Here is a 14659-nt window from a genome sequence, read left to right as displayed (position 1 = left end):
GCCTTAAAATAATTATGCGGAGAGGGAGGGATTCGAACCCTCGGTACGCGCTAGACGCACACACGCTTTCCAAGCGTTTGCAAGATCAGTATTATCAAGTACTTAGCGATTTAGTAGTAAGCCTATAGTCAGAGGACGGCTGAAATCGGGGTATTTTGGCGGGTTTGTCTTGCTTTTGCCACCTCTGCCAAATGGGGTGATTCAGTCATTCTTGCATTAGTGTGTTATCGTGTGTATAATTCAATTTCATGAAAAGAAAGAACTATCATATACGAGAAGATCAAATAGCGTTTATCGACAGTCATTCCGATGATACCGGGCTTAAAAAGTCGGAAATCATCCGGCAGGCGATAGACCTTTACATTAAAACTAATAAAAAGAAAACGACTAATCATGAAAAAGCTACTTAGCATATTAGCAGTTGCCATCCTTATTACAGGATGCGGAATTTCGGGATCAGATGACACGCCACCCGTAGATACATATATCGTACAAACAATGGACACCTCATCCAGTAATATTGAGGATATCGAAAAGGATATTACCTATGAAGGGGCATCCGGGGAGGAAACAATGACGACAACCGACGGTACTGTTGTTATTGACCTGGATGGATCAGTAAGCGGTGGAAGTATTTCAGTAACGATTACCGATGCCAGCAGTTATGATGGTCGAGTAAAACTATCATTAATTAAAAATGGGGACGGTGAAGAAATTGATCGTCTGGTTGATTTTCCAGAAGATGGCACGCTTACGCTGGAATAAGAGCAATAACATAGTATAGCTTCCTAAGGGGTACTGGTTTCGACCGGTATCCCTTTCTTTATCACTCCTCATCTTCATCAGGGTCAAGCATCTGTTTTACTTGGATATATACTTCGGTATCTGCGAACACCTTACAGGCTTTGATGATATTATGCCGATCTTCAACCGACAACTCAACATCGCTGTCCGCTGAAAGGGTAAGCATCAGCATGCCCATCTCATCCTTATCAAAGTCTTCGCTGATCTGCTTATTATCTTGGGCGTTCCCTGCCTGTCGCAATGCCGAATAGATCGCCTTACGATACGTCTGTGGCTTCTTATCAGGAACGACGTAAGAGATTTCTTTTGACTCGGTCTGGTTTTCGCCCACACGGTATTCGAGCGTGAGCGGTTTTACGAGTTGATGCACTTGTACTTGGTTGAACAGCGGATCACCAAACAGGTCGGTCATTTCATCGCTAAGATCAAAGGTTTTCATAAGTGTTAGCTTGTTGGATATTCAGATTTCAATTCGTCGACCAATGATTGCAGGTCGGATTTCTGGCTGTTAAAGTCAGATTGTGCCGTATTTACGACCTCATCAATCTGGGCTTGCCCTGCACTGGTTCGGGCGTCGACCTCTGCCTGTAATGTCGTATCGAAATCAGGGTTATCTTTCAATACCACTGTTTCTTTATGCGTGCCGTCTTTGATGCCAGCCACAATCACGGCATTGTCGACCTCTCGAACCTGTACATTTACATTTCCGCCTAAGTTGACTCGTATGCGTTCTTGCTTACTCATAATTGGTACCTCGTTTTTTACGTTCGGTTACTTTTGTATTGACGTGCATCATCGAATCCCCTTGGACACGATACCGACGATAGCCGACCGTATATCCCACGGCGAATCCAAATGCTAAAATTGCTATTAGTGTAAGTATAGACATCATATTATGATTTTATTGTGATTGTAATTGTTCAAGTTCCTTTTCAAGTGTTTCTATTTTTCCTATCGCATGTTGTAACATCACGGTTAATACCGACCCTGAATAGGCTGAATAATCAATGCCGTACTTTCCATCGTCAAAGAGTGCGCTGTTTACATTAGTCGTCAGTTCGGGGAACTGATTGGCAAACTCTTGGGCAACCTGCCCCATGCTTTCGTCATTGTCGGTTAAGTAATTGCGATTGCCAACCATATTACGACGCCAGCTAAAGGTACGGGGTTGCAGTGCCATAAACCGACGGTACACCTCCATGACGGATAAATCCTGAATGTCTTTTTTGAGGCGTCGGTCGGAGCTGTCGGATATATCAATGCCGCCAGGGTTTGCTGTTGTCGAGATAGTTCCCGAACCAGTAAGCTGAATGGAGGCTTTGGACACGGGGTTCCCACCGTCGTCGGTCAGCTCATCCACGACACCACCGCTTGTTGACCCTGTGAAGTTCACGGTATAGGTAATTGCATTCGTGCCTACGGATGTGGATACACTAACATCTGTACCGCCTGTAATATCAATGGAGGCACCGTCACTAAAGGTATTGGTATTAAATGACATGCTTTCAAAGTATCCGACTGTCGAATGATCGCCCCAACTGTATGCGGTATCCCAGTTATTAATATTCAGATTTGTCGATGGCTCATATCGCCCATCAAGATCTGTCGTAAAACTCATCCCATCATTGCGTGATGCTGTAAGCACACCCGTCGCTGTATCGAGCGAAAGCCCGTCTATAAATTTACCATTGCTTTGATCGGTGGCGTTAATCGTAAGCGTAACGGTATCTCCTATTTTGCCTGTTGTTACCGAATCAATGTTCGTGCCTGCGTTTATGGCAAGGGTTTCAGCTTCAATAATATCATGAAATCCAGAACTGGTGTTTCCTACCTGAAAGCTCTCCATTGGATTAGGGAGCGTTCCTTGATTCCAGACGATATTGCCATTCATTAAGATATTCCCATTCACATCAAGGGCTTCGGAAGCTGATGACTTATTTATTGCTATCCCACCGTTTATATTGAATAGGACGTCTCCGTTTTCTACCCACTGCTGTACAGCACTGCCTTTTTCATAATCATACAAGGTCAAACGACCACTTGTCCAATCAGGCGAAAACCCCCATTTACCTACATCGTTACCATTAGATACATCAGCTCTTAATCTTAACCAAGTGTCTCTACCCGAAAGATGTGATATCATTACATTTCCATCTACGGCTAAAGTACCGCCTGAAGCATTACTGCCTACATTTATCCCACCCTGTGCGGTGAGTGAGCCATCTACACTAAGAGTATTGCCACTTCTTATCCTTGTTTCCCCATAAATATCAAGACGTGGAGAATCATACATCTTAATTAATTCAGTCGTGCTGTTAGGGCGTATTTCATGTACAGATGTTATAGGACTTTCAGTTACATTTATCCCATTTGTAAACGCACCCCCTGCAAAGGTAGGGGAGTCCGTTGTGTCAAGGGGTTGGGGCAACCCATACCGACTTTCCAGCGCACTAAAATCAATCGGCACATTCCCTGCCTGATTTGCATACGACAGGCTTAACTCTTGTGTCGTATCGTTGAGGGTAAGCGTACCGTTATTAACATAGGCATCAGCGGTAGTCTGTGAGGAAGCAATTAGCTTCACTTGATAGCTTCCACCCCCTAAGTCAACCACATCAACATCGTCCATATTAGCGCCTGCTACAAAGGTCACACTATTCCCCGAACCGACATTCACGGTTGTAGGCTGAATAGTACCTGTCATGCTCCAAGGTTGATAATGAGATAAGTCAGATATTTGACTTTCAGTAATACTAAGAGCACCTTCATGCTGTGTTACGTCAGATTCAGTGACTGTGTAATCAGTAATATAATTAAGATCGTCATTGAAATTGCTTAGGTTGAAATTAGATGTTTTCGCTTCTACCGATGCAACACCGTTAACATTAAGCGTAAGTGCAGAGCCTGTCGTGATCACGCCTGTATTATCAAATGAGGCCCCATCTACATAAGTGTCTGCCTGATCAGCCGCATTAATGGTATAGACAATTTGATTTGATACATCAGTCTTTTTATTAACTGAAATATTTGTACCTGCGTTAATCTGAATCGTGCCACCGTCACTTATGATCTGTCCATCAGCGGTAAAACTCTCCATATTGTCTTCGCTAACACCATATACATTTGTACCGTCATACTTTAGATACTGCCCTGCACTTGCAGAGGTTACATCAGATAAATTAAATATAGATTCGTTTGCAAAATCAGTAGAATCGTAGGAGGTGAACCCTGCATCATTATTTAATTGTGTGGTTCTGATGTTGGTGTAATCAATACCAAACGGGAACGCCGAACCTTGTCCAGTGATGGTCAGTTGTCCTGACGTTGTTAATTCAAAATCACCGCCTGTGGCATAATCGTTATTATCATCCCCTGTATAGTCAATCTCAAAAACAACTTCATTGGAAGCTGGTTGAGAAGCCTGCACATCTATATCAGACCCCGTAGCAGACTTAATGGTTACCAGCCCATCATGGGATATAGGTAGATTGGCTGTGCCGTCATTGAAATTAATAGTGCGGACAAAGTCACTGGAATCGTACCCGTCTAAGGTATCAGCATCTACGGTGCCTGTAATTTGCCCAAACCCGATAGACAAGGCTCCTTCGTGTTGGGTGACGTTCGACTCGGCAATACGCCCGTCGCCAAAGGTGCCGCTAACAATATCACTGGCAGCATGCGTATGCCCTGAATCTGACTTGCCATTAATCTGGCTTTGCAGGTCGTCAAGTTCGCTCTTTAAGTCAACCTGATTTGCCAGTACCCCGCCAATTTCGCCCCATTCGATACTCTCATTACTTGCCGATGAGGGGGATGCCTTCTTGCTTTGCGTACCCTCCACGCTCCGATACACGGTATCCGCATTATACTCCTGCTCCTCCTGTAAATTATACACCGTAGATAAGCTATGCTGGTCACTACGAACAGTTATTGCAGTTACCTCATAAAACCCTTTATTCGGAGTGTGCTCCACCTGCACGGGCAGGTATCGTTGCGTCGTGCCATCTTCTGTAATATCAACAACCGACAGCATGTCAATACGCGTCAAATCGCGGCACCGAAAAACAACCTCGTAGGGGCTCCCAAGCAGAACCTCGGTTTTTCGACGCCCCGCCTCTTCGGTATAGTCACGAATCGTACTACCGTCCCGTCCGTCCACCCATCCTGTCGATCGCTTGGACTGGGCAAGCACATAATAGGTTTGTAGTACGTGCGTGTCATCCCGATCAGCAAGAAAATGGTCGTAGACCTTGGTATCTGCCAACGCCCCGCCTGTTGACGACTGTGTTTTCTTATAGATAACAGGACCTTCCCCGACAATACCAATATTCGGATTCACGGACGAGATATACGCATGGTCATCTTCGACCGCACTGTCTTGGTCGTAATCAATATCATATAGCATCTCGACCTGCACGTGCCCCACCCAATTTTCGGGCAACGGGTCAGCGGCAAATCCATCATGATTCCAATAGGCTCGCTCGTCAGCACTTGACAGGCTAAACGACAGGCTAAACCGCTGGTCGGTATTGACCCATGCTCCTGTCGAAGGGTCAAGAAATATCTCGGTTCCATCTTCGCGAATGCCGCGCACCCGCATGTAATAAAATGTTCCCGATGTCGTGCCACTAACCGATGATCGTGCTTGCAGGTATCCGTTCGCCTCCACAAACGAAAACGTTTCCGTACCCACAGCTGGTGACGTTGTCTGTTCGACAATATCGGGGTCGAGCTGGGCGTTAATCTGCTGGTCTATTATTTGACTAATCTGTACGCCATCGCGGTTGCGCTCATTGACAATAAGCTGTTGCGTTACTTCGCTGACATCATACTTTTTGGTCAGTTTGGGATACCGTTCGACATCGGCATCAATCAGCGAAACAAGCACATCTTCGGTGCCTGAACTGTAGCCACCTGCGCCGTCATCGGTTAACATTGGCAACGTCGTAGGCTGGTAGACCCTATCCCAAATATCGCTGACAATGAGCCGACCGTCGCGCTGTGCTACCTGCCCCCCCCATCCGCGTAACATCCGAGATAGCGCTTCCAGTTTGTTGTCAGCATACAGGTACGCCTCGTCGAAGGTAATATTGGTCGGAAGGTAGTCGGTACTGGCATCCGCGTCATGCTCCCAGCTGGTATAAAAATCAACCGCCCGCCCAAACTTTTCGGCGCTGATCTTGGTATCACAATCGGCAAGGTATTCGTGTAACGTTTCTTCGCTTGTCAAGCTGTTGGCAGAGGCAGAAGGGGCGTACCGACCCAATACCGATAGCATCCCCGTTGCCGTAAACTCGAGCGTCTTGACATTGCCGTACATGCTCCATGAGTATTCATTGGGCATGACAAACCCTTCAAACTCCACCGTACCAGAGGTTGTTTCGGTAACCTTGATGTACAGCTCTAACGGACTGGCTTCAATAATATCATCCACCAACCCCGCGGTTTCCTTGACCTGCAATACTAACTCGGAACTTTTTACCGACTTGAATACATCGTCATTTTTTGACCCATGAATGATCTTCCAGTCGCCAACGACCGGTATATTTAGGGTATCACTGGCAGCGTCCCGCTTCTCCACGACAATATCATAGGTCTTGACACTGCCGTCTTCGCGGCTATAGGTTAACGTTTTCGATGCTATCTGCGAAAAAGCCATTAGTTATTCCCTAATCGGTTTCGTCGATTTCGTTCGGTGTCGATATCGTCGACAAGGCGGCCAATATTCAATCCTGCGACAATATCAGCTGATTCAATACCTGCTCGTACTTCTGCGGCTAATTCTCCGGGGTTTGTCGAGGTCATATCCGTAGCTGTACTTTTGGCCTCCGACTGCATACGGTGCATTTTTTCAACGTTCTCATTGGTAATAATCGAGCTCATCGGCGGTGCTACTAACAGCTCTTTGCCGCGCTCCCCTACCATTCCAGCGCCAGGAAAGCCTGCATCGGTGCCTTGATGAAACCCACTAAACACAGCTTCAAGGAAGGTCCCCCCACCAAGCGAAGACCCGCTTGTAAGAATAGCTCCAAGCCCTGTGATAAGCGCTCGGGAGGCCAGTTGGGCAATCAAGGCGTCTAAAACATTGCTCAATTCCTTGCCATGTATAATTGCCTGCGAAAAAGCATTGCCTACCATATTCGCGAAGCCCATCAGTGCCTCGGAGGACTCGTTGGTTTTGCCGGTGACTTGATCTATACGGGCTTCGGTATTTTGAATCTCTTTGTCCAATTCCTTGAATCGCTCGCTTCCGGCATCTACGCTTCGCCACTCTTTGCGGAGTTCTTTCAGCTTGCTTTGTAGTTCATTAAGGCTTCCAATGGCCGGTCCCAAGTCAATCCCACCTTCGGGCATACCCGGGAACTGTACCCCCATATCACTAAACTGCGTATTTTGTTGGCTGGGGTCGGTAATGACATTGGGCCGGGCGCGTTGTCGAGCCTGATCCATCAGCTCACGACGTGCCTCTGCCAGTTTCTTCGCGGCTTCGGCAGCGCTTTTCTGTTCGTCGGTTATTCCCTCCTCGGCTTTTTTGGCACGGTCAAGAGCTTCTACGTAAGCGGCAAGTAGTTGCTTATTGGTTTCCAACTCTTCGCCTTGCAACTTGCCAGACTCGATGTTTTGACGAAGCATTTCGATCTGTTGCTCATAAGAGGTAATTAAGCTGTCAAGCTCTTTTCGTGATCCCTCCAGGCCTAATTCCACATCGCGCAATACGGGTCGTAAGGCGTTATTGAGATTAAGCTTTTGTTGCATGGCTGGGTTTAATCGGAGGTACGCCTGATTTAAGGCTTCAGTAGCCTCCATATCCTTAATCTTTTTATCAATATCTTCCAGCTGGGCTTCGGACAAGTCTCCAAATAACTGCTCTTGCTCTGCTATTTGTTTATTTACCTCCTTAAGTTTCTGAGACTGCTCTGTCAGTAAATCCTGTGCACCACCAACATCACTGCCGGCACCGGCTTGATTTAATGTTGATATCGTTTGACGCAACTCTTCGGCATCTTTGCGCAGATCGAATAGTGATTGCAATTCATCTTTAAGCGCTTGTACTTGATCAAGTTTTTGTTGTGTCGACGCCTGCCCCAACGGATCAAAGATGTTATCCCCGCCCATCTTACGCTGCTCATCAATAAACTCATCCATCGTCTCCATCAACGACTCCATCTGATCGTCGGCGGACTCAGCTTCTTCGCCCCAGTCAAAGAGACCCATCTGTATAGCTGTGATAGCTGATGTTACCAAGGCTGAGATCGTAAGGATCGCACCGGGGCCGGTAAAGGCCGAGGTCAGCAGTTGTTTCATGGCCGCCCCTGTTGATCCGGCCTGCTGTTTCATGCGTCCAAACGACTGAATAAAGGGGTTGATGTTGTTGGCTACCCCGCGAACGCCAAAGGGGGCATCTTCGACAATACGAGACAGGTTAGAAACAGCGGCTTGTGAGCCCTGCACTTGCTGAGAAGCACGGTTAAAACCTTGGCTCATCGCCTGCGTAGACTGCTGGGTCTTCTGGGAAAGTCGCGTAAAGCCGCCCTCCACCCCTTGCAAGGCTTTGCGAGCCTGTTTGTTACGTACTTCTAAGTCTATGACTACACTTCTACGTGCCATTACATCGTTGGCCTATAAAGGTTCGTACTATAAATAGCGGGTCTTGGTCGGCCAGAAACGCCCGATCTTGTCCGCTGGTTGCCGTTACCATAATGAGCCATTGATACATGCCGTATTGCTGGCTCACTTTCTGCTTAGCTTTCTGCATTCGTTTCATCCAGTCGGATTCTCCGCTGGATTTGGGCATAAACTTATTAAATTGCCTGAGCTCGTCGAGTGCCCGCAAATGCAAGCTCAGGTACCGAGCAAAAAATCATGTAGCATCCGGTCAATTTCGGAGCCGTTCGTGTTATCAAAATCGTAATCGTCGGGTAGATCGCGGGCAATTAGTGGAAGTACTTGCTCCTGAAACGCAAATCGACTTAAGTCATCGCTACATTTTTCAGCCATATCCCACCCCCACTCTTTGCAAATGGCTTCCTTTACATTGTCAGATACCATGCTGTAATTGACCCGTTTGACGGCCACATCACGAGCTACACTTTGGGGTGGCTTTGCCAGGCGCTTAAATTCCTTATCAGCATGGTCGCCTGCTGTAAATATTGCATAAGTTTCATCGTCGGGCGGGACTTGCTCGCCTCCCTTTACCCCTTGCAGCGCCTGAATCAGTTGAAGGCGCTCTTGAAACGTCATATCATCCATATTTTCGGAACCATTCGACATCTGCTCTACTCACTTTTTGTTTGGTTATACATTTTAATGAATCCTCATCAATACGAGCCATGTTTTTCAGGCGCAACGCTTCACGCTGGCCCGGCTCGTAGGCTATCACTTCAAATTTCTTATTTTGGTCGCTGTCCGGGTACAACTCAACGGTGTAGCCGCCCTCATCTTCGAGGTCGAGGGCAATCAGACTGGCGTCGCGTCCGCCGCCTGCCACCTGCTCGATATCGGACCCTTGCAGGATAAAGACCAAATGCCGCGCTTGGGTGTTGATATGGTTCACATAATCTGAGGTGGTCCACGTTTGCCCTTTCCATTGGACCAGCACGCGAATATCAACAGCGACATACTCATAGCTTGACGTTGCCCCACCGTTGGGCGTTACATCAATTTGTAGCGACGATATGGTATTGACGTCAGCTAAGCTCATGCGTTTGGATCAACCGTTTTTCCATCCACGCGAAGCGCCGGATCTTGCACGTCGTCAATAGTAACCTTCACGTCTTGGGTGTTAGCTGGAAGCGTAAGCTCAGCAGATACGCGGCCTGTTCCCGTCGACGTCGTAGAGGTAGCAAGCGTTGTTCCACTGGGGTCCAAGGCTTCAATCGTAATACTTGTGGCGCCATTAGAGAGCGTTACCGTTGCCCCTTCAAAAGGGAATGGAATCGTCTCGGTGACATTGGTCGTTCCGTTGGCCAGGGCGCTTTGATTCTGCGATCGCCGGTAGGTATAGATCAAGTCGATCCCTTGGGCAATCTGCGTTCCGCCGCGCTTCTCATAGGTCAGCTGATACGGGAAGTCTTCCGACTCCGGATCAAACTGCGGCACTTCTTCGGGTGTAAATGTGGCCTTGTCCAACACAAACTTCACGCCGTTGAATGTCCAAATAACCATCTTCCACTGCAGGGTATTGTGGGCGTCACCGTCCACGTTATTATGCAGAGTTTCGTCGTCGTGGCGCAGCGTCCACATAAAACTTTCGGCTATCTTTTTGCGCGTACCCCCGCCGCTTTGCCGAGTAATCGGGGTTTGGTCGGGGCTGTCCGTTGACAGGTTATGCCCGTCAATAATGTATGTCGTCGGGGTGTTCTCTTCATAGATCGCCACCCCCTTAATACCGGGTGCTAAAGGCATAATACTGTAATTAAAAGGTTATCCGTTCCACGTGCGATAGATATCCAGCTGTAGGCCGGGCTCATCTTCGGCTTCGGCGTCGAAGTTCATCCGCTCATGGGCAATCAACTCCATGCTGGGAATGGTATGGTCGGGCGTAGCCGACGTATTCCCCAGAAAGTAGATCTCAAGGTCGTTGAGATTCCCTTCATCGGCTTCAAGGTCTGACAAGATATCATCGTCAAAGTAATTGACGCTCTCATCAATACGCTTGTTGCCGGTCCGACGGTTCACACCGCGAGCCGTACTTTGAATAAGCTTCTCGATGACCGGTTGGATATCGGTCGCCAGCTTTTCGCCGGGGATGGTGATATCACCGCCCGTCGCTTTATACACTAATTTTTCAATTCCAGGTACAGACATAATATTAGTCCTCGTTTATGATTGTGAATTTCGATTGGTGTGTTTGGTAAAACTCATCACGCAACAGCGGATACCCGCCATTGGCATCAAGGTTCGCTACTTCGTTCTCCGGATCGCAGTGGTGGGAGACGCGAAAGTCAGTCCCCCACTCCATCTCATAGATCGTGCCGTTCTTAATGACCGTAAAATGCTTAGGGCGGCCATACTTCTTTACGGATTCCGGTACGTCAAGTCGTACAATTAGTTGATCACTCATGAGCCCATTTGTGTATTATCCAGAGTACAAGTATCAATGCTCCATTTAGCAGCATGATGACTTCCTTTATAAGTCTTTTCACTGCTCATCATCTTTCTTTATCGCTCCACTGATAATCGATCGCCACTCGTTGCGGGTAATACTTTTCCCGCCCTCGCTATCTTTATCGACGGCGGCCACTACCTCATCGGCCACATCGTCAACGCGGCTGTCAATAATCTCCCAGGCTTTTTTATCGCGCACTTTGGGAAAGACCATCGGCACAACGACGGTAATAAGTACCGCCACCGCCATAATAATCAGTTGTAAAAGACTCATATCTGCTAAGAACTCCATACCTACTCCTGTTTGTGTTGTGATTAAAGCTTGAAATCCTTTGTTAATCCAGTCGCCCATCGGTCCGGGGATAAACGTGCTTCCTACTCCGCCCAATACCGTAGCACCGATCTTGCCCGTCTTATTCTTGAGCCGTATCGTTCGCCCAAAGGCTGTGTCCCAGAACGTCTTCTTTGGGACCTCTTCTAATTCGGGTATCTCATAATCAGCTGACATTGTCGGCGCAATATCTTCCTCGGTCTTGTCGTCAATGCCGTCGTCGTCTTTATCCCACTGGCTTATGTCAACGTTGTTATTAGTCATGCTACCTCGGTTATAAATTGGGCTATGATCGCACCGAAGAACCCGGCCGCTGCTATTGCGCCCGCGGTCCAATACGCTACTTTTTTTTTAAAGTCCTTGAGGCCGTCTACATCATCTTCGACATCTTCAAGGCGGTGCAAATAGCCTTTCTGACCATATACTTCGCTCCCTAACAGAGCGCTCTTAATCTCTTTAACATCCTTTCGCAAGCTGTTAAACTGCTTTTGAGAAACCATGTCGTCAGAACTCATTAACCTATGTTCTCTTTATCATTTCTATTTGCACCCATTCCTGTTACTACTGTCAAACAACGTACTTATTGTAATTCTCTATAGCCTCTTTTACTGTGGCTTTGCCCTTGTGGGTGTTGTAATACTTTTTATAATACTTTGCCATACCTTCCACGTCGGCAAACTCCGGTAGCGACTCATAGAACCGCAGATAAAAGCATCGGGCCATCGCTGTAGCGTAATACAGGTTGCCAGCCATTTCCTTCGCGTTATTGTCAGCAAATGCCCTTGGCATCTCCCACCGAAGGATCGTATCGCCGAGCGTTGGTTTATATTTCAGGAAGTTACTCCAAATATCGTCATGCGTAGCCGGCTCCATCTGGTATATACCGATCGCCGGACCATCGCCCAGCTGATGCAGGTATTTTCCGAGCCCGGACTCCTGAGCAGCTGTCAAAAGCAACAACTCTTCAGCATTCCGGCTGTATTTACCTATATCATGCAAGACCGGGCGTATCACATATTCACGTAATTGCTTGCAGTAAATCATAGTCTTTGTTATGGCCTAAATATCCACGTTAATGTTACAGCGCCTGTCTGTGCGGTATCAGAAACAAGGCGCACATGCTTTAGGGCTTCCATTTGTCCTATCTTAAAGACATCAAATCCAACGCTGGTAGCTTTGACGACAACCTCTGTTCCATCATCAATGACCGTATGCCAGTTGTTTCCATTATCAAAACTTGCTTCAAGGTTTAGGTTCGTCCCTGCCAATCCTGATGGAATGATAACGCCAACCGCTCGCATCCCTTCTTTTTTAACACCGTTAGAGGTGGTTGCTCCATCGGCAATCGTATCTTCTACGGCCTGTATTTTCTTTGCGTAAATTCCCATTAGTTACCTTTAACGGTCTGTTGAAAGTTCATAAAGTGTGCCATTTCAAACGGGTTATTGTCCAAGACGACCTCGTGAGCTCGCAGCTCTGTCGGTTTTGTCAACACGTATTGATTACCCGCGTTATCCTCCAAATAGGGCTTGCCTTCAAGTTCTTGAATGACGCCATTATCGGCCTCTACAATATCATCCCATACCGATTGTGAGCTCTGGCTATAATCATCTGCGTCATCCAGCTTATACCAAATAAAGACGTCAAAATTGTGGTGCCGATTACGGCTCGTGCTCTTGGCCGACCGTTGCCCTTGCGGGGTTTGTTGCGGTCGATACAGCACTTCGGCGTAGGCGTAATTTTCGCCCATAATGGCAATGCGTTCGGCCCTCGAAGTCTGGTTAAACGTGGCCATGCGTAGCCGATCCGTGACCGTATAATTCGCATCATGGACTTGCAGGACATCCCGAAGGAATGCCACAAGCAGGTCGCGTTTTGTTGTCATCTGGTTAGCCATCGATAACCTCCGTTGCCAATTCTATCATATTATCAGCCAGTTCGTCTTGTACCCACTGCGTATTATCGTCTAATGACGGCTGTAAGTACGGCCGAGCGGGTATCACCATAAATCGGGTATGTGCTGACACGTTAACCGTCTTTTTACTACTAAGAGGCTTGCCAAATGCTTGAACAATGGTCCGCGTGTGTGCCGGAATTTGCACCCAACCAACGAACCCCTCTTCATGCACGTGGGCATAGGGCACTCGTGTCCCGTATCGTAGTTTTACCCCTTCCTTGGTAGTCGATATCTCGCTGACATTTTCGCTATGTGCATTGCCACCACCGGTGAACGTTCGTGATCCGGTTAATGATCGTGCTAATCTTCCAGACAGTGTTCGCAGAGGGCCTGCTTTCTTGCGACGAGGTGGAAACGGCGGCTGCGTAAAGCCTGGATCTTTCATATACTCTTGCGTAGCTGTCGCCGATAGCCGGGCACGGGCTGCATCCATAAACTGCGCCAGCTCAGCCCCCAATGCGTTTTGCATCTGTTGGAGACGGTCCTCCATTTGCTTAGGCGTTAAGTCACTCATAATATCCTCCGGTGACTATGCAACTTACTCAGCTCATCCTCATAGACGTCTTGGCGGACCTTGGTAATCTCGGCGGTCGCATTACCCGCGGTTTTGGTGACACTGGACATGGCAATCGTGCCCTGCTTTGCTCGCATAAGCTCGTACATCACCAAGCTCACGGCTACGCGCCTGATATCAGAGGGTAGGTTCTCGGGCGTTTCGCTGAGCCCAGACAGTCCATCTTCATTGCTGATATCGTCGCTGTCATCGTTACCCACATTCTGATCGCGTCGCTTATAGCCGGCGTAAAACTCCACTTCGCTTTTGCTGGCGGTTGACAGGAACCGCTCGCTGTCATTGCTGATATCAACCCCGCTTGTCACCACTTGCACAACCGGCCATTGCGGCGGATAGTACTGTTGTTTGTCCAGGGCGTTATTATTAGCCCATTTAAAGCTCGGAATATCGATATTATGCTTTCGGACAATCAATTTGCGGTCCAGATATTCTTCGATTGAACCGGTGACATCCTGAATAGCCCTGATCGTCGCATCCTTATACGATCCACCCAGCCCCGATACATTTGTCTCGTCGGTAACATCAATACCCAACGAGCTCAAAGCGTCAACTTTGAGCTCGGCAGGCGTAAGCAGGTCGGTATATTGCAGGGTTTCAGTCATTAGAATCTATTAAATACTTGGTGATCAGCGAGCTCGGCTACTTTTTTTCGCCGTCGTCCTCGTCTTTTTCATCACTGGGTTTCCCTTTGTGATATTCAGCGCCATTTACGTGGTCGAGATCGCCCTTTTTGACGTCCTCAATCGGCTCGTCTTTTTGGTAGGTGACAATGTCCTTGTCTTCTCCTACGCGCGTTGATCCGCTATGATCTACTGTGTAATAACCCATAATCGTATATTTGTTTAGTGTTAGTAGTAACCCAAGGGAAAGGCTGGCGCCCTTCCCT

21 protein-coding genes and 1 tRNA gene are annotated in these 14659 nt (G+C 47.7%); 2 read left to right on the top strand and 20 right to left on the bottom strand.

Features of this window, described 5'->3' with window-relative positions; translation table 11 throughout:
• Positions 1–17 precede the first annotated feature (17 nt).
• Positions 18–189 (bottom strand) — tRNA-Ser (locus ACQ76V_RS14985).
• A gap of 59 nt (positions 190–248) precedes the next feature.
• Here ACQ76V_RS14985 and ACQ76V_RS14980 point away from each other — a divergent pair.
• Positions 249–410 (top strand): ribbon-helix-helix domain-containing protein, encoded by a 162-nt coding sequence (locus ACQ76V_RS14980; protein ID WP_441001327.1) that lies wholly within the window; start codon positions 249–251, stop codon positions 408–410.
• Complete coding sequence (locus ACQ76V_RS14975) at positions 394–765, top strand: hypothetical protein (protein ID WP_441001326.1); 372 nt, start codon at positions 394–396, stop codon at positions 763–765. The genes ACQ76V_RS14980 and ACQ76V_RS14975 overlap by 17 nt, the downstream gene beginning before the upstream one ends.
• A 61-nt stretch (positions 766–826) precedes the next feature.
• Here the strand turns inward: ACQ76V_RS14975 and ACQ76V_RS14970 are convergent, their stop codons facing one another.
• The 19 genes from ACQ76V_RS14970 to ACQ76V_RS14880 form a co-directional block, all read right to left on the bottom strand.
• The gene (locus tag ACQ76V_RS14970; protein WP_441001325.1) at positions 827–1243 is read right to left on the bottom strand and encodes a hypothetical protein; all 417 of its coding nucleotides are present in this window, start codon (positions 1241–1243) and stop codon (positions 827–829) included.
• Between the two features lie 5 nt (positions 1244–1248).
• Positions 1249–1548 carry a hypothetical protein gene (locus ACQ76V_RS14965; RefSeq protein ID WP_441001324.1) on the bottom strand — a complete coding sequence of 100 codons (300 nt, stop codon included), beginning with the start codon at positions 1546–1548 and terminating at the stop codon, positions 1249–1251.
• The gene (locus ACQ76V_RS14960) at positions 1541–1696 is read right to left on the bottom strand and encodes a hypothetical protein (RefSeq protein WP_441001323.1); all 156 of its coding nucleotides are present in this window, start codon (positions 1694–1696) and stop codon (positions 1541–1543) included. The genes ACQ76V_RS14965 and ACQ76V_RS14960 overlap by 8 nt, the downstream gene beginning before the upstream one ends.
• Positions 1697–1705: 9 nt before the next feature.
• Positions 1706–6463 (bottom strand): tail fiber domain-containing protein, encoded by a 4758-nt coding sequence (locus tag ACQ76V_RS14955; RefSeq protein ID WP_441001322.1) that lies wholly within the window; start codon positions 6461–6463, stop codon positions 1706–1708.
• Positions 6463–8412 (bottom strand): hypothetical protein, encoded by a 1950-nt coding sequence (locus ACQ76V_RS14950; RefSeq protein WP_441001321.1) that lies wholly within the window; start codon positions 8410–8412, stop codon positions 6463–6465. The genes ACQ76V_RS14955 and ACQ76V_RS14950 overlap by 1 nt, the downstream gene beginning before the upstream one ends.
• The gene (locus ACQ76V_RS14945) at positions 8402–8599 is read right to left on the bottom strand and encodes a hypothetical protein (protein ID WP_441001320.1); all 198 of its coding nucleotides are present in this window, start codon (positions 8597–8599) and stop codon (positions 8402–8404) included. The genes ACQ76V_RS14950 and ACQ76V_RS14945 overlap by 11 nt, the downstream gene beginning before the upstream one ends.
• A gap of 47 nt (positions 8600–8646) precedes the next feature.
• On the bottom strand, positions 8647–9075 hold the full coding sequence (locus ACQ76V_RS14940) for a hypothetical protein (RefSeq protein ID WP_441001319.1): 429 nt from the start codon (positions 9073–9075) through the stop codon (positions 8647–8649).
• Positions 9047–9505 carry a hypothetical protein gene (locus ACQ76V_RS14935; RefSeq protein WP_441001318.1) on the bottom strand — a complete coding sequence of 153 codons (459 nt, stop codon included), beginning with the start codon at positions 9503–9505 and terminating at the stop codon, positions 9047–9049. The genes ACQ76V_RS14940 and ACQ76V_RS14935 overlap by 29 nt, the downstream gene beginning before the upstream one ends.
• Entirely contained in the window at positions 9502–10005 is a 504-nt protein-coding gene (locus ACQ76V_RS14930; protein WP_441001317.1) for a hypothetical protein, read from the bottom strand. Before ACQ76V_RS14930 ends, ACQ76V_RS14935 begins: the two co-directional genes overlap by 4 nt.
• A gap of 222 nt (positions 10006–10227) precedes the next feature.
• On the bottom strand, positions 10228–10611 hold the full coding sequence (locus ACQ76V_RS14925) for a hypothetical protein (protein WP_441001316.1): 384 nt from the start codon (positions 10609–10611) through the stop codon (positions 10228–10230).
• Positions 10612–10615: 4 nt separating this feature from the next.
• A complete protein-coding gene (locus tag ACQ76V_RS14920) occupies positions 10616–10867 on the bottom strand; it encodes a hypothetical protein (protein WP_441001315.1) in 252 nt (83 codons plus the stop codon).
• Between the two features lie 78 nt (positions 10868–10945).
• Positions 10946–11506 (bottom strand): hypothetical protein, encoded by a 561-nt coding sequence (locus ACQ76V_RS14915; RefSeq protein ID WP_441001314.1) that lies wholly within the window; start codon positions 11504–11506, stop codon positions 10946–10948.
• Positions 11503–11757, bottom strand: a complete 255-nt coding sequence (locus ACQ76V_RS14910; protein WP_441001313.1) for a hypothetical protein — start codon at positions 11755–11757, stop codon at positions 11503–11505. The genes ACQ76V_RS14915 and ACQ76V_RS14910 overlap by 4 nt, the downstream gene beginning before the upstream one ends.
• A gap of 52 nt (positions 11758–11809) precedes the next feature.
• Complete coding sequence (locus ACQ76V_RS14905) at positions 11810–12286, bottom strand: hypothetical protein (protein ID WP_441001312.1); 477 nt, start codon at positions 12284–12286, stop codon at positions 11810–11812.
• Between the two features lie 8 nt (positions 12287–12294).
• Positions 12295–12630: a hypothetical protein gene (locus tag ACQ76V_RS14900; RefSeq protein WP_441001311.1), complete on the bottom strand. Its 336-nt coding sequence runs from the start codon at positions 12628–12630 to the stop codon at positions 12295–12297.
• Entirely contained in the window at positions 12630–13139 is a 510-nt protein-coding gene (locus ACQ76V_RS14895; RefSeq protein ID WP_441001310.1) for a hypothetical protein, read from the bottom strand. Before ACQ76V_RS14895 ends, ACQ76V_RS14900 begins: the two co-directional genes overlap by 1 nt.
• Entirely contained in the window at positions 13132–13713 is a 582-nt protein-coding gene (locus ACQ76V_RS14890; protein ID WP_441001309.1) for a hypothetical protein, read from the bottom strand. The genes ACQ76V_RS14895 and ACQ76V_RS14890 overlap by 8 nt, the downstream gene beginning before the upstream one ends.
• Complete coding sequence (locus ACQ76V_RS14885; protein WP_441001308.1) at positions 13710–14375, bottom strand: hypothetical protein; 666 nt, start codon at positions 14373–14375, stop codon at positions 13710–13712. The genes ACQ76V_RS14890 and ACQ76V_RS14885 overlap by 4 nt, the downstream gene beginning before the upstream one ends.
• Positions 14376–14412: 37 nt before the next feature.
• The gene (locus ACQ76V_RS14880; protein ID WP_441001307.1) at positions 14413–14601 is read right to left on the bottom strand and encodes a hypothetical protein; all 189 of its coding nucleotides are present in this window, start codon (positions 14599–14601) and stop codon (positions 14413–14415) included.
• Positions 14602–14659: the final 58 nt, after the last annotated feature.

This window comes from Fodinibius sp. SL11 (genome assembly GCF_052060035.1).
In the GTDB taxonomy this organism is placed as follows: Bacteria; Bacteroidota; Rhodothermia; order Balneolales; family Balneolaceae; genus Fodinibius.
This window is presented reverse-complemented; position numbering and strand designations above follow the sequence as displayed.

Excerpts from the sequence above, each read along its gene's own strand:
- ACQ76V_RS14895 (WP_441001310.1), bottom strand. The coding sequence starts at position 13,139 with ATGGCTAACCAGATGACAACAAAACGCGACCTGCTTGTGGCATTCCTT.
- ACQ76V_RS14970 (WP_441001325.1), bottom strand. The coding sequence starts at position 1,243 with ATGAAAACCTTTGATCTTAGCGATGAAATGACCGACCTGTTTGGTGAT.
- ACQ76V_RS14960 (WP_441001323.1), bottom strand. The coding sequence starts at position 1,696 with ATGATGTCTATACTTACACTAATAGCAATTTTAGCATTTGGATTCGCC.
- ACQ76V_RS14910 (WP_441001313.1), bottom strand. The coding sequence starts at position 11,757 with ATGAGTTCTGACGACATGGTTTCTCAAAAGCAGTTTAACAGCTTGCGA.
- ACQ76V_RS14915 (WP_441001314.1), bottom strand. The coding sequence starts at position 11,506 with ATGACTAATAACAACGTTGACATAAGCCAGTGGGATAAAGACGACGAC.
- ACQ76V_RS14945 (WP_441001320.1), bottom strand. The coding sequence starts at position 8,599 with ATGCCCAAATCCAGCGGAGAATCCGACTGGATGAAACGAATGCAGAAA.
- ACQ76V_RS14935 (WP_441001318.1), bottom strand. The coding sequence starts at position 9,505 with ATGAGCTTAGCTGACGTCAATACCATATCGTCGCTACAAATTGATGTA.
- ACQ76V_RS14965 (WP_441001324.1), bottom strand. The coding sequence starts at position 1,548 with ATGAGTAAGCAAGAACGCATACGAGTCAACTTAGGCGGAAATGTAAAT.
- ACQ76V_RS14980 (WP_441001327.1), top strand. The coding sequence starts at position 249 with ATGAAAAGAAAGAACTATCATATACGAGAAGATCAAATAGCGTTTATC.
- ACQ76V_RS14940 (WP_441001319.1), bottom strand. The coding sequence starts at position 9,075 with ATGTCGAATGGTTCCGAAAATATGGATGATATGACGTTTCAAGAGCGC.
- ACQ76V_RS14920 (WP_441001315.1), bottom strand. The coding sequence starts at position 10,867 with ATGAGTGATCAACTAATTGTACGACTTGACGTACCGGAATCCGTAAAG.
- ACQ76V_RS14900 (WP_441001311.1), bottom strand. The coding sequence starts at position 12,630 with ATGGGAATTTACGCAAAGAAAATACAGGCCGTAGAAGATACGATTGCC.
- ACQ76V_RS14890 (WP_441001309.1), bottom strand. The coding sequence starts at position 13,713 with ATGAGTGACTTAACGCCTAAGCAAATGGAGGACCGTCTCCAACAGATG.
- ACQ76V_RS14905 (WP_441001312.1), bottom strand. The coding sequence starts at position 12,286 with ATGATTTACTGCAAGCAATTACGTGAATATGTGATACGCCCGGTCTTG.
- ACQ76V_RS14955 (WP_441001322.1), bottom strand. The coding sequence starts at position 6,463 with ATGGCTTTTTCGCAGATAGCATCGAAAACGTTAACCTATAGCCGCGAA.
- ACQ76V_RS14950 (WP_441001321.1), bottom strand. The coding sequence starts at position 8,412 with ATGGCACGTAGAAGTGTAGTCATAGACTTAGAAGTACGTAACAAACAG.
- ACQ76V_RS14880 (WP_441001307.1), bottom strand. The coding sequence starts at position 14,601 with ATGGGTTATTACACAGTAGATCATAGCGGATCAACGCGCGTAGGAGAA.
- ACQ76V_RS14885 (WP_441001308.1), bottom strand. The coding sequence starts at position 14,375 with ATGACTGAAACCCTGCAATATACCGACCTGCTTACGCCTGCCGAGCTC.
- ACQ76V_RS14975 (WP_441001326.1), top strand. The coding sequence starts at position 394 with ATGAAAAAGCTACTTAGCATATTAGCAGTTGCCATCCTTATTACAGGA.
- ACQ76V_RS14925 (WP_441001316.1), bottom strand. The coding sequence starts at position 10,611 with ATGTCTGTACCTGGAATTGAAAAATTAGTGTATAAAGCGACGGGCGGT.